A 12974-nucleotide genomic window follows, 5' to 3' on the forward strand; every position below is an offset into this window, starting at 1 on the left:
AAGGTGCTTTTTAAGAGCTGGCTAAGATAATTTGTTTTGCCAAAATACCAATTCCCGCTTGGAAAGTTTTGGGTTCATATCCAAGCTGTTTTCGGGCTTTATCGATAATAAACCCGGTTTTCAGGGGACGTTTTGCGGGCTGAGTAAATCGTGAGGAATCAGTTCTTTTAATCAAGCTTTTATCCAACCCAAAATAATCGGCAGTCTGGATCGCCATTTGAAATGGCGTCAATAATTCTCCTCCAGAAATATTAAAAACTCCAGTTGCTTTTTTTTGCGCAATTAAAACACAACCCGCAGCTAGATCTTCTGCCAAAGTTGGCGTTCGAACTTGATCATCCACCACTTGGATTTCCTTACCCTGCTCCAGTGAAGATTTCACCCATAAAATAATATTAGATCGAGTCAAATCTTGCGCCATTCCATACACCAAACCTGTCCTCACAATAGCCCATTTTAAGGCTGATTCCTTTACTAAATTCTCAGCTTCAAGTTTAGTCTCACCATAGTAATTGACCGGATGGGGCGTTGAATCCTCTAGATATGGATCTTTCCCATCCAATCCAGAAAAAATAAAATCTGTGGACACGAAAACAAAAAGAGAATCCGCTTTCTCAGAAGCAGAAATTAAATTTTGAGTGGCCACCACATTAGCCTTGAAGCATGCCTCTTGATTGAGTTCACATTCATCCACATGGGTCATAGCCGCACCATGAATAAGGATATCTGGAGAAATTAGACCAATAACTTCATCAACTTGCTTTTCGCCCTCAATATTTAACTCAACATATTGAAATCCTGTATTTTCAATTCGGCATTTCCCCCTACCTGTGGCAATCACCTCAAACTCATCTAGGTCAACAAGTTGTTGTACCAGTTTTTGACCCAAAAGCCCATTTGAGCCTGTCACCAAGACCTTTGGTTTAGTTTTCATCTGGGTATACATAGCCAAATTCTTTTTCGATTTTTTTTCTCGAGACTTTTTCCACTTTGACGTTCATGTAAACTGGATCAATAGGGATCTCACTTTTTGTAGATTCAGCCGCTATTTTATCAACAACATCCAATCCGGAAAGTACTTGACCGAAAACTGTGTATTCAAAGTCCAAATGTGGTGCACCGCCAATTTCTGCGTAGGCTTTAATTTGGGAGGGTGTATAGTCTTTTGTCAATTTTATCTTCAAGGTTTCAGCGATTTCATCTCGCTTTGAAAGAAGCAAGTTCGTTAAACTATCAAACTTCTGCTCTTCATAAAGCCTTGCATATTCTTTTTTAAGCTCCTGAGCAGAACCAAGCTGCATGTATTGAAATACAGCTTTTTGCAATTTGGAAAAATCAGTCGTCAATTCTAGCTCTTCATATTTTCGACCATGAACGATATAAAATTGTGATCCACTGCTTCGCTTTTGGGGATTAATATTATCCCCTTGTCTCGCCGCAGCTATCATGCCTTTCAGGTGAACATATTTAGAACTAATCTCGGCTGGAAGAGTGGGCCACTCCTGCGCAGGCAGTCCCTCCTTTCCAAAAACATCTCCACCTTGAACCATAAAATCTTTGATCACCCGATGAAACATGGTAGAGTCAAATCTCCCAGCTTCTGCCAAGGCAAGAAAATTACTTTTATGCTCAGGAGCCGAATCAAAAAGAATGGCTTTGATATCGCCATGTCTTGTACTGATCGTAATCAGATAATCCTTGTCCTTTCCACAAGCCCAAGTACTAAGTAATATTAGACCGACTAAAAGAATGCTTGTCCAGAATTTCATTTCGATTGTGCTTTGATTTTCTCTAAAATTTCTTTGCCTCCCGCTTTTAAAACCTTGGCAGCCAATTCCTCCCCGATCTTCTCAGGATTATTTTTATCACCACTTACCTCAAAGACAATTCTTTTTTCCCCATCAAGGCTAACGATTCCTCCATTAAGTTTCAAGGTTTCATGTTCAAGGCTAGCCATAGCAAAAACGGGAATACTACATCCTCCCTCCAAAACTCGAAGAAAGGCTCGCTCAGCTTTCAGTCTCGCTTCTGTTTCAGAATGATTGCAGGCTGAAATAATTTTAGCCTTCAAGTCAGTATCTAGTGTTTTCGCAGATTCAATCGCTACGGAGCCTTGTCCCACTGCAGGGGTAAATTCCTCCAGATTCAAGTATTCAACAATCATCTCATCGTATCCCATTCGATGAACACCGGCATAGGCTAACAATAAGGCATCACAGAGACCTTCATCCATTTTCCGAATTCGAGTCTGAAGATTCCCTCTTATGTCTACTGTTTTTACATGGGGATAGAAATGCTTTAAAGTAGCTATCCTTCGGGTCGAAGAAGTCCCAAGCACAAAAGACTGAGAGGAATCTTTGATCGATAAGTTTGAGTTCCTCGAAAGGAGTATATCATTCTCCTTCTCTCTTTCGGTAAAAGCAATAATCTCAAATTGGTCCCCAAGATTGGATTGCATATCCTTGGCAGAATGGACGGCAATGTCAATCCTTCCATCGATCAATTGATCCTCAAGCTCTTGGGTAAACACACCTTTGGAACCAATCTTTGAAATGGAAACATCCAAAACCTGATCTCCCCTGGTATCAATCAAAACAATTTCAGTCTGAAGACCTGCTTGCTGTAAAAGACTTTCCACATGATATGCCTGCCAGAGTGCAAGCTTACTTCCACGGGTTCCTATTTTTATTGGCCTATTCATTTAATGTTTTTCTCGTTTGGAAGATTTTTTAGAAACTCCTTCTTCCACAAATTTGATTATTTCTCCTGCTATGTTGATTCCTGTGGCAGATTCAATGCCCTCTAAACCAGGCGAACTATTTACTTCCAAAATCAAAGGACCACGATCCGACTGAAGCATATCAACTCCAGCCACATCTAATCCAAGCGCCTTGGCTGCATTTAGTGCAGCCTGCTTTTCGATTCGGCTCAGTTTAATAACCGTAGCTACTCCTCCACGATGAAGGTTTGAACGAAACTCACCTTCAGCGCCCTGTCGTTTCATGGCTCCTACCACTTTTCCATTGACCACAAAAGCTCGGATATCTGCACCTTTTGCTTCTTTGACAAATTCCTGAACTATAATTCTGGCTTTTAAGCCATGAAATGCCTCCACTACAGATTGAGCCGCTTTCTTGGTCTCTGCGAGAACAACTCCTAGGCCTTGGGTACCTTCTAATAGTTTGACGATAACAGGGGCTCCTCCCACCTGCTCGATCAGCATCTTTTCTCCACCTTTTGAAAAATTGGTAAAGGCCGTCTTGGGCATCCCCAATCCATTTTTTGATAAAATTTGCAGGCTTCTCAATTTATCCCTACTTCGTACTATTGCTTGGGAAGTAACTACTGAAAAAGCTCCCATCAATTCGAATTGACGGACTACTGCGGTGCCATAAAAAGTAACAGACGCACCAATTCTAGGAATAATCGCATCAACTCCCTCTAGTGTTTTCCCTTGATAAATTATCGAAGGGCCATTTTGCTCAATAATCAAGTCACAAAGACTATGATCCACAATAATAGCCTCATGGCCGGCTTTCTGAGCCTCTTCCAAAAGCCTTTTGGTGGAGTAGAGCCTTGGATTCCGGGATAGGATTGCAATTTTCATTTTTTATGTCGGTAGGCTTTCCCTAAGTTGGTTTTGGTAACATCTACCAGAAATCTTTCCCGGAGGACTTTTCTTCCTAGTAAAATGGAATTTTTCATGTTTGATCGGTCTGAAAGGGTAAATTCAGCCTTATAGGTTTCTCCTGCGATTCTAATTTCTGTTTCGATCAAAAACCGAACTTCAGCTTGCCCAAATGAATTTTTAACTTTCTTCTGGCGGTACTTTTTGGCAGTTACTGTTTTTCCTGAAAACTTCGGATGTCCTGCCATAAGGACTTGAAATTTAAGCACTTTCAATCCGCCTACTTCTTCTTCACGAATCTCTTCTGCATGCAGGCTACTGGAGTAGGCACCTGTATCAATTTTCGCCCAAACTAAACTTAAGCCTAGCTTAGGTAACGAAATTTTTTCTTTGCGGCCGATGATTTTTGGAAGCATACGCTCAATTTTTTGGCATCATCAACAAGATTTCCATAGAAAGATCTGTGAAAATCATTTTCGCATTTCCATTTCGCTCCAGGTGGTAATGAGCCTGATTGAAGGCTTCATACATCTTTACGGCATGCTCTTCGGTCAGGATTTTATTGCTGATTTTTTCAATAAAAATTCGATCCTCATCGGTTGTTCTGAGCAAGGCATCCAATTCTAAATTTTTCAGCATAATCTCCCTTGTCACTTGAAGCCCTGCCATCATCAGCGATTTTTGAGCTTCTTTATCTGACTTATGGAAATCATCTGCCATGGCAAAAATATCTTTGAGGTTTTTGGTCACGCACAATCTAAACCAATCCCGAATTTGCCGTACTGATAAATCTTCTTCGTTTTCCAAAAGTCGATAGGCTTCTCTCAAATTTCCATCTGCCAGAATAGCAATTTGTTCTGCAGCCTTCGCATCACACATCCCTTGATTCACCAAATGAGTTCGGATTTCTTCATCCGAAAATGCCCGCACCATAATTTTTTGGGTTCTGGACAAAATAGTCGTCAGGAGCTGATCCGGCTGAGAAGTCACCAACATGAAAATAGTTTTTGCAGGTGGCTCCTCAATGATTTTCAATAAGGCATTTGCTGCAGAAGGATGTAGGTATTCCGGTGACCATAGCAACATGATTTTGTGCCCTCCCTCAAAAGACATCAACGAAAGCGCCTGAATAATTTTTCGAGCAGCTGCTTTTGAGATGTTCAACTGCTTTTTTTCAAATCCATTGAAATAGATGAAATCGTGGACATTTCCATAAGGCAACTCAGTGACGAACTTTCTCCAATTGGCCAAATGATCTACTTTATCCTCCTTTTCATCGTCTTTGCTATCCTCATCTTTGGAAGTCGCTACTACAGGAAAAGCAAAATTCAAATCAGGCAGAATCAGCTTCTTCATCCGCTGACAAGCCGAACATGTACCACAGGAGTCAGATTCTGTTCGATTCTCGCAATAGAGGTAGGTGGCCAAAGCCAAAGCCAAGGTCAAATTTGCTGAACCTTCAGGCCCGTGAAAAAGCAATGCATGAGCCAAATGATTGAATTTGACTGCATTTAGAAGTTTTTCCTTGGTCTCAGGCAAGCCTGGTATATCTGCAAATTGCATGACTAATCAGATCAGGTTGTTTTTTCCCAAATTCTGTAGGTTTTGGTCAAGTCAAAAACCTTTTCCAAAATTTCTTTTTCGGTGTCTGTCCATTCCAAAGATCTTCGAGTGAAAACCACTTTGGCTGTTTCTTCGAATTTCGGAAAAACAAACGTAGAGAATCCGGCAGCTCCACCCCAAGCAAAAGAAGGAATAAAGTTCCGTGGGAATCCGTCCCCAAAAATATTGGCCCCAACCCCAACTACTGTTCCGGTATTAAACATTGTATTAATTCCGCATTTACTATGGTCCCCCATCATCAATCCACAAAACTGTAGACCCGTATTTGCAAAGCCACCTCGAGTATAATCCCAAAGCTTGACCGGGGCATAGTTATTTTTAAGATTAGAGGTATTGGTATCGGCGCCCAAATTACACCATTCCCCAATGACTGAATTTCCCAAGAATCCATCATGACCTTTATTTGAATAGCCAAAAAAGACAGAATTAGAAATTTCTCCACCCACTTTTGAGAAAGGACCCACCGTAATATCCCCTCGCAATTTGGCGCCCATGTTTACCGTAGATCCTTCGCCCAAGGCAAATGGACCTCGAATTAACGCGCCTTCTTGGATCTCGGCATTTTTACCAATGTAAATCGGTCCGCCTTCTGCGTTGAGCACTGCTGCTTTAATTTTTGCGCCTTCTTCAATAAAAATCTGCTCAGAATGATATACCTGCGTATACGGATCTGAGATAGGTTGTGAAACTCGGCCTTGAGTCAGTTCCTGAAAATCGTTCCTGATTTCCTGCCCATTGAACTGAAAAATATGCCAGGTTTTTTGGAGTAAAAATGGCTCCTTTTGAATCTGAATTGCCTTTCGCTCTTGTGTGAAATTCAGATTTTTCTCAGTCTCTCCGATATAAGAGGCAAGCAATACCTTTCCAAAATACAAAGCCTCGTCTGGTTTTAATTCAGACAAAATTTGAATAGACGACTGATCTGGTACCCATGAACCATTAACCGCAAGTGCTTTTCCTTCTCCACGAGGGAATTTTTTCTGTAAATAATCCTGCGTCAAATAGGAAATTCTTGCTTTGGAACGCATTTCCCATTTTTCAGCAATCGTCAATATTCCAATTCGGATGGCGGCAATTGGCCGGGTAAAAGTGAAGGGTAGCAGCGAACCTCGAATAGCGGGATCGTCAAATAAAACTAAATGGTCCATGAGGCAAAAATAAAAAAGTCTCCCGGAATACTTGATCCGGGAGACTTTTTAGACAAAATCTGTATGCGATTACTTTTTCGCGTATCTCTTGTTGAATTTCTCCACTCGTCCAGCGGTATCAAGAAGCATTTTCTTGCCGGTGTAGAAAGGATGAGATTCAGAGCTTACTTCAATTTTGTAAACTGGGTAAGTGTTACCGTCTGTCCACTCGATGGTCTCAGAAGTCTCAATAGTAGACTTGGTCAAAAACTTAAACTCGCTTGAGGTATCGTAAAATACGACGTCTCTGTAGTTTGGATGAATATCTTTTTTCATATGAATAGCTGTTTTCTTTGCCTTTTTCGAAACGAGGCACAAAGATATTCTTTTAAATAAATTTGAGCAAATGTTTCTCAGGTATTTATTTCAGATTTTATTCAATCGCTTCAAACAAATTGAAATTCTGATCAATCTTTACTTTTTAAGTCTCCTCGCTTGATAGATCGGATAAATTGAGCCCATGCAAATGGATCAAGGATTCGAAGTGGCCTAGGACCATACAAATCCTGATTTTGAATCATTTGGCTTTGTTGGAAATATCTAAAATTCTCCGCTCCGGAGGCAGGCATCGATTCCGCCCATCTTAAAAGCATTTCAGGACTCATGTTGGCTCGGCTGATAGACATTGGGTCTACCACATTGAGTGCAACTACTGCTTTTTTAAATTCTTCCTCTGTAGGATAAGGCATCACCTCGATTTCAGCCAAGGCAATCTCATCCACCTCCATAGTCAAAATCAACGAAATCTTATCATTCTCGGCACGCTCTGGCACCTTGAAAGTTTGTCTCTTCAAACCTATAAAACTGAATACAACACTATCCCCTTCCAAGACCGGCATCGAGAAATAACCAAATCGACCTGAGACAGTTCCTCTGCCTTTTTTAGGCACATAAATATTCACTCCTGGCACAGCGTCCGTACTATCAGCATTGAGGATAATCCCTGACAATTGAACCACTTTTTTGTCTAAGTCATTTTGGGCCAATGCTGTACCGGAGTAGAAAATAAATCCTACGCCAAGCACTAAAATCAAATATGGAATCTTGAGTAATTTCACGAAGGTCAAATCTGAGGGATAAGGCTTGTTTTTACAGTGCGATTTAAAACTAATTTCGGGTAAATACCTTAGGTTTAACAGCCGGCACAAGTTAAAAGTTACTAATGAGACTTAAAAATATCAGTTTGAACTACGGGCTGAGAATCTTCAAAGCCTTATCTGAAGAACCGCGGGTTCGATTAATTCACCTGTTGCTTTTAAATAAAGAACTGAGCATTTCAGATTTGGAGCATATCCTAGATTTTACCCAAACAAAAACCAGTCGACACCTGATTTATTTGAAAAATGCTGGACTATTGGGAAGCCGCCGAGTGGATCAGTGGGTATTTTATTACATCCTCGAAGAATACATTGAAATCATTCAGCAGATTTTCAAGTTTATCCAAAAAGACCCCAGTCTCATCAAAGATCAAGAAACCTTTGAAATCTTAAAATCCAATCGAGAACTGGCGATCAACAAAATTCAAAACAACCAATATAGACGCTGATCACCCGGGTGAAAACTTACCAACACATCTTCTTTGATCTGGACCACACCCTGTGGGACTATGATCGAAACGTAACAGAATCCCTTTCTGAACTTTATCAGATTTACGGTCTCCAAGAATTGGGAATTCCCACCTTTGAAAAATTCTTTGCATCCTTCCATGCAGTCAATTTCCAACTTTGGGACTGGTATAACGTGGGAAAAATCGACAAGTATAACTTAAGAAAAGAACGATTCCCCCGAATATTTGAACATGCCGGGGGGAATTCTGAAGCTATTCCAGCTGCGTTTGAGGAAGACTTCATGCACCGAACTTCTTCCAAGCCCCACGTTTTCCCTTATTCAAAAGAAATCTTGACTTACCTGAAGCAGAAGTATCGAATCCATGTCATCACGAATGGGTTTAATGAGTCTCAGGCAAAAAAGATGAAATCTGCCAATTTGGATGGATACTTTGAACTTGTGGTTACCTCAGAAACTACCGGATTTAAAAAGCCTGACCCTCGAATTTTTGAATATGCCATACATCAGCTTCAAACCCAGGCGGAAGCTTGCTTGATGATTGGAGATAATCCAGCATCAGATATCCTAGGAGCCCAACGGGCCAACATCGACCAAGTTTATTTCAACCCAGAAGGAAAAGTTATAGACCTCCAACCCACTTATGAAATCAGCCATCTCCAAGAGCTTGAACAGCTTTTGTAAGTGAAATCGCTACTCAAAACAGCAGGAACACTTATCTTTGGCCACTCAGAAATTAAATAAACACCAAATATCATGTTAAAGGGATTTTTCAATGTACCTGCTCCTGTCAATGAGCCGGTAAAATCATATGCACCGGGAAGCCCCGAGCGAAAAGAACTCCAAGCCATGTTGGCTGAGTTGAGATCAAAGCAAATCGATGTCCCTATGTACATCGGAAGCGAAGAAGTCAGAACGGGAAATACCCGACCAATGTCTCCTCCCCATGATCATCAGCATATTCTGGGCTATTTCCATGAAGGTGATGCTTCTCATGTGGAGCAGGCAATTAACGCTGCTTTGGGAGCAAAAGAGGCCTGGGAAAATTTGGAATGGGAACAGCGAGCTGCAATTTTCTTAAAGGCCGCTGATCTTATTGCCGGTCCTTACCGAGCTAAGCTTAATGCGGCTACCATGCTTGGTCAATCCAAGAATGCATTCCAGGCAGAAATTGATTCTGCATGTGAGTTCATCGATTTCCTCAGGTTCAATGTGAAATACATGACGGAAATCTATGCGCAGCAACCTCCTGTTTCTGGAGGAGGAGTTTGGAATCGTGTCGAACAACGACCATTAGAAGGATTCGTGTTCGCTTTGACGCCATTTAACTTTACCGCGATCGCAGGCAATTTGCCAACTTCCGCAGCGATGATGGGAAATACGATCGTTTGGAAACCAGCCTATACCCAGATCTATTCAGCTCAGGTTCTGATGGAAATTTTCAAGGAAGCTGGAGTGCCAGATGGAGTAATTAACTTGATCTATGTGGATGGGCCAGTTGCTGGAGAGGTAATCTTCAAGCATCCTGATTTTGCGGGAATTCACTTCACAGGTTCAACAGGAGTATTTCAACACATTTGGAAAACGATCGGAGAAAATATCAAGCTATATAAATCTTACCCAAGAATCGTGGGAGAAACAGGCGGAAAAGATTTTGTCCTAGCTCATAAATCCGCTGACGCAAAAGCAGTGGCTGTAGGTTTGGTTCGCGGGGCATTTGAATACCAAGGGCAAAAATGTTCCGCGGCATCTCGTGCATACATCCCATCCAACCTTTGGGAGGATGTGAAAAAATACATGCTTGCAGATCTGGCAGACATCAAAATGGGAGGTACTGAGGACTTCACCAACTTTGTGAATGCTGTAATCGACGAGAAATCTTTCGACAAAATCGCCAAGTACATTGATAACGCCAAAGCTACTCCGGGAGTAGAGATCATCGCCGGCGGCAACTACGACAAGTCCAAAGGATACTTCATCGAGCCAACTGTTATTTTGACGCAAGACCCGATGTACACCACCATGTGCGAAGAGATCTTTGGTCCAGTGTTGACGATCTATGTGTACCACGAGGAGCATTTCGAAACGGTACTCGAACTGGTGGATCAAACTTCTCCCTACGCACTCACAGGTGCTGTATTTTCTCAAGACCGCTACGCGATCGAGCTTGCTACGCAAAAGCTGAGAAATGCAGCAGGCAACTTCTACATCAACGACAAGCCAACAGGCGCAGTGGTAGGTCAGCAGCCATTTGGTGGTGCAAGAGCTTCTGGAACCAATGACAAAGCCGGTTCTATGATCAACTTGCTTCGTTGGGTATCGCCTCGTACAATCAAGGAAACCTTTGTATCACCGAAGGATTACCGATATCCGTTTTTAGGGAACGACTAAAAAGTTTCAATCATTAAATATTTTAATCAAAAGCCTCGGTCCGGATAACTGCCAGGATCGAGGCTTTTTTATTAAAAACGAGCGGCTGAGGAAACTCAGCCGCTCGTAAATCGTAATTCGTAAATCTAAAATTGTATATTAGGTATACATTGCTCCATTCACATGAAGCACTTGTCCGGAGATGTAGGTACTCATGTCAGAGCCTAGGAATACGCAGACATCAGCAATTTCTTCTGGCTTGCCTCCACGCTTCATCGGGATAGCATCCCTCCAACCTTGTACAGTCTTCTCATCAAGCACATCGGTCATTTCTGTCTCGATAAATCCAGGAGCTACGGCATTGCATCGGATATTTCTAGAACCCAATTCCAAGGCTACTGACTTAGTGAAGCCGATGATTCCAGCTTTGGAAGCTGCATAGTTGGCCTGACCAGCATTCCCTTTAGCACCAACCACGGAGGTCATGTTGATAATGGAACCAGACTTGGCTTTCATCATGGTACGGGTAGCCGCTTTCACGGTGTTGAAGCATGATTTCAAGTTGACATTCATGATTTCGTCCCAAGATTCCTCGGTCATCCGCATGAGTAGATTGTCGCGGGTGATCCCTGCATTATTGATCAAGATATCCAACCCTCCAAAGTCTGCTACGACAGCGTTAACCAATTCTTCGGCAGCCTTGAAATCTGATGCATCAGAACGATACCCTTTCGCCTTTACACCAAATGCAGCAAGCTCAGCTTCAAGCGCTTGACCTTTTTCTACACTAGACAAATAAGTAAAGGCTACGTTTGCGCCTTCCTGTGCATATTTAATGGCAATTGCCCGACCGATTCCTTTTGAGGCTCCAGTCACTATGGCAGTTTTTCCTGAAAGTAATCCCATGAAGATCAAAATTTAATTTTGGCCAAAAGTAGAAAAAAAAGCGGGGACTTCAGTTTTTGAATTGCTAGCGAATGTGTTTTGACTGAAAGACAGGAGGATAAATCAACAAACTCCCAAATCTCAAAAAAGCATTTGGCTTTTGACAGATTTACAAAATTTTCAATGCTTCGCTACAAATAATTCATTTATACCTCCATTTGACTCCAATTTCCTCATCCGAATCTGATTTTTTTCTGAACTCAAAAGACCTATTTTTGCAGAGTTTCATTTGTAATCAAACCCATTTTAAATATGTCTTCGACAAAATTTGACTTGATCGTGTTGGGTAGCGGACCAGGAGGATACGTAGCGGCGATTCGCGCATCTCAACTCGGATTGAAAACGGCCATTGTGGAAGCTGCCGAACTTGGTGGCATTTGCCTCAACTGGGGATGTATCCCAACCAAGGCCTTGCTGAAAAGTGCACAGGTTTTTGAATACATCAGCCATGCCAATGACTACGGTATTTCAGTACAAGGTGCCGAGGCAGATTTTGCCGGAATGGTGAAAAGAAGCCGAGGAGTTGCTGATGGCATGAGCAAAGGCGTGCAGTTTTTGATGAAGAAAAACAAGATCGAGATCATTGCAGGATGGGGTAAAGTTCAGCCAGGCAAGAAAGTCGAAGTCACAGATGCAGAAGGCAAAAAGTCAGTAATTGCTGCGGAGAGCATCATCATTGCTACGGGTGCTCGATCTCGCGAATTGCCTTCGATGAAAATTGACGACAAAAAAATCATCGGCTATAGAAAGGCAATGACCTTGGAAAAGCAACCTAAGAAAATGGTGGTTGTAGGGTCAGGAGCAATCGGAGTTGAATTTGCCTATTTCTATAACTCTATCGGTACGGAAGTGACCATTGTCGAATTCATGGACAGAATCGTACCTGTGGAAGACGAAGAAGTATCAAAAGCTTTAGAGAAAATCTACAAGAAGTCTGGCATGAAGATTATGACTTCGTCCGAAGTAACAGGAGTAGACACTTCTGGCGAGGGCTGTAAAGTGACCGTAAAAACTTCCAAAGGCGAAGAAATTCTCGAGTGCGATGTGGTACTTTCTGCAGCAGGAGTGGTTTCAAACCTTGAAAATATCGGTTTGGAAGATGTTGGAATCCTTGTGGACAAAGGCAAAATCCAAGTCAACGAATACTATCAAACCAATATGCCGGGCTACTATGCTATCGGTGATGTAGTCCCTGGGCCAGCTTTGGCGCACGTAGCTTCTGCGGAAGGTATTATCTGCGTAGAGAAAATCGCAGGTCATCATCCAGAACCATTGGATTATGGTAATATTCCTGGCTGTACCTATTGTTCTCCTGAAATCGCTTCAGTGGGAATGACTGAAGCCAAGGCAAAAGCTGCTGGTTACGAAGTAAGGGTAGGAAAATTCCCATTCTCCGCTTCTGGTAAAGCTTCTGCTGCTGGAGCAAAAGACGGATTCGTAAAATTGGTATTTGACAAAAAATATGGAGAGCTTCTTGGCGCGCACATGATTGGAGCCAATGTAACCGAAATGATCGCTGAGATCGTTGCCATCCGCAAGCTGGAAACAACCGGTCACGAATTGATCAAGACGGTACACCCTCACCCAACCATGTCTGAGGCAGTGATGGAAGCTGCAGCTGCAGCTTACGATGAGGTAATTCACCTTTGATCCAA

Annotated in this window: 14 protein-coding genes; 4 read left to right on the forward strand and 10 right to left on the reverse strand. The window is 42.2% G+C overall.

The window, feature by feature from the left end; all coding sequences use genetic code 11:
- Nucleotides 1–10: 10 nt before the first annotated feature.
- The 9 genes from AO498_RS16350 to AO498_RS16390 form a co-directional block, all read right to left on the reverse strand.
- A complete protein-coding gene (locus AO498_RS16350; RefSeq protein ID WP_236778615.1) occupies nucleotides 11–934 on the reverse strand; it encodes an SDR family oxidoreductase in 924 nt (307 codons plus the stop codon).
- Nucleotides 924–1769, reverse strand: coding sequence for a peptidylprolyl isomerase (locus AO498_RS16355; RefSeq protein WP_067549971.1), 846 nt, complete (start codon nucleotides 1767–1769; stop codon nucleotides 924–926). The genes AO498_RS16350 and AO498_RS16355 overlap by 11 nt, the downstream gene beginning before the upstream one ends.
- Nucleotides 1766–2701: a hydroxymethylbilane synthase gene (hemC, locus tag AO498_RS16360; RefSeq protein WP_067549973.1), complete on the reverse strand. Its 936-nt coding sequence runs from the start codon at nucleotides 2699–2701 to the stop codon at nucleotides 1766–1768. The genes AO498_RS16355 and hemC overlap by 4 nt, the downstream gene beginning before the upstream one ends.
- Entirely contained in the window at nucleotides 2702–3607 is a 906-nt protein-coding gene (gene rimK / locus AO498_RS16365; protein WP_067549975.1) for a 30S ribosomal protein S6--L-glutamate ligase, read from the reverse strand.
- Nucleotides 3604–4044: an ATP-dependent zinc protease family protein gene (locus AO498_RS16370; protein ID WP_067549977.1), complete on the reverse strand. Its 441-nt coding sequence runs from the start codon at nucleotides 4042–4044 to the stop codon at nucleotides 3604–3606. Before AO498_RS16370 ends, rimK begins: the two co-directional genes overlap by 4 nt.
- A 4-nt stretch (nucleotides 4045–4048) precedes the next feature.
- A complete protein-coding gene (locus tag AO498_RS16375) occupies nucleotides 4049–5191 on the reverse strand; it encodes a DNA polymerase III subunit (RefSeq protein WP_067549979.1) in 1143 nt (380 codons plus the stop codon).
- An 11-nt stretch (nucleotides 5192–5202) separates the two neighbouring features.
- Nucleotides 5203–6399, reverse strand: a complete 1197-nt coding sequence (locus tag AO498_RS16380) for a GlmU family protein (protein WP_067549981.1) — start codon at nucleotides 6397–6399, stop codon at nucleotides 5203–5205.
- Nucleotides 6400–6468: 69 nt separating this feature from the next.
- On the reverse strand, nucleotides 6469–6714 hold the full coding sequence (locus tag AO498_RS16385) for a type B 50S ribosomal protein L31 (RefSeq protein ID WP_067550599.1): 246 nt from the start codon (nucleotides 6712–6714) through the stop codon (nucleotides 6469–6471).
- Nucleotides 6715–6845: 131 nt separating this feature from the next.
- Nucleotides 6846–7445, reverse strand: coding sequence for a carboxypeptidase-like regulatory domain-containing protein (locus AO498_RS16390; protein ID WP_417876917.1), 600 nt, complete (start codon nucleotides 7443–7445; stop codon nucleotides 6846–6848).
- Between the two features lie 155 nt (nucleotides 7446–7600).
- On the opposite strand from AO498_RS16390, the gene AO498_RS16395 reads away from it, so the two are divergent.
- The 3 genes from AO498_RS16395 (at nucleotide 7601) to pruA (ending at nucleotide 10395) form a co-directional block, all read left to right on the forward strand.
- On the forward strand, nucleotides 7601–7984 hold the full coding sequence (locus AO498_RS16395; RefSeq protein WP_067549983.1) for an ArsR/SmtB family transcription factor: 384 nt from the start codon (nucleotides 7601–7603) through the stop codon (nucleotides 7982–7984).
- Nucleotides 7985–7992: 8 nt separating this feature from the next.
- On the forward strand, nucleotides 7993–8688 hold the full coding sequence (locus AO498_RS16400; RefSeq protein WP_067549985.1) for a YjjG family noncanonical pyrimidine nucleotidase: 696 nt from the start codon (nucleotides 7993–7995) through the stop codon (nucleotides 8686–8688).
- A 72-nt stretch (nucleotides 8689–8760) separates the two neighbouring features.
- Nucleotides 8761–10395, forward strand: a complete 1635-nt coding sequence (pruA, locus tag AO498_RS16405) for an L-glutamate gamma-semialdehyde dehydrogenase (protein ID WP_067549987.1) — start codon at nucleotides 8761–8763, stop codon at nucleotides 10393–10395.
- Nucleotides 10396–10533: 138 nt separating this feature from the next.
- On the opposite strand, the gene fabG is transcribed toward pruA, so the two are convergent.
- Complete coding sequence (gene fabG, locus AO498_RS16410) at nucleotides 10534–11280, reverse strand: 3-oxoacyl-[acyl-carrier-protein] reductase (protein WP_067549989.1); 747 nt, start codon at nucleotides 11278–11280, stop codon at nucleotides 10534–10536.
- A 291-nt stretch (nucleotides 11281–11571) separates the two neighbouring features.
- Here fabG and lpdA point away from each other — a divergent pair, with 291 nt between their 5' ends.
- The gene (gene lpdA, locus AO498_RS16415) at nucleotides 11572–12969 is read left to right on the forward strand and encodes a dihydrolipoyl dehydrogenase (RefSeq protein ID WP_067549991.1); all 1398 of its coding nucleotides are present in this window, start codon (nucleotides 11572–11574) and stop codon (nucleotides 12967–12969) included.
- Nucleotides 12970–12974: the final 5 nt, after the last annotated feature.

It is taken from the genome of Algoriphagus sanaruensis, assembly GCF_001593605.1.
Lineage (GTDB): Bacteria > Bacteroidota > Bacteroidia > Cytophagales > Cyclobacteriaceae > Algoriphagus > Algoriphagus sanaruensis.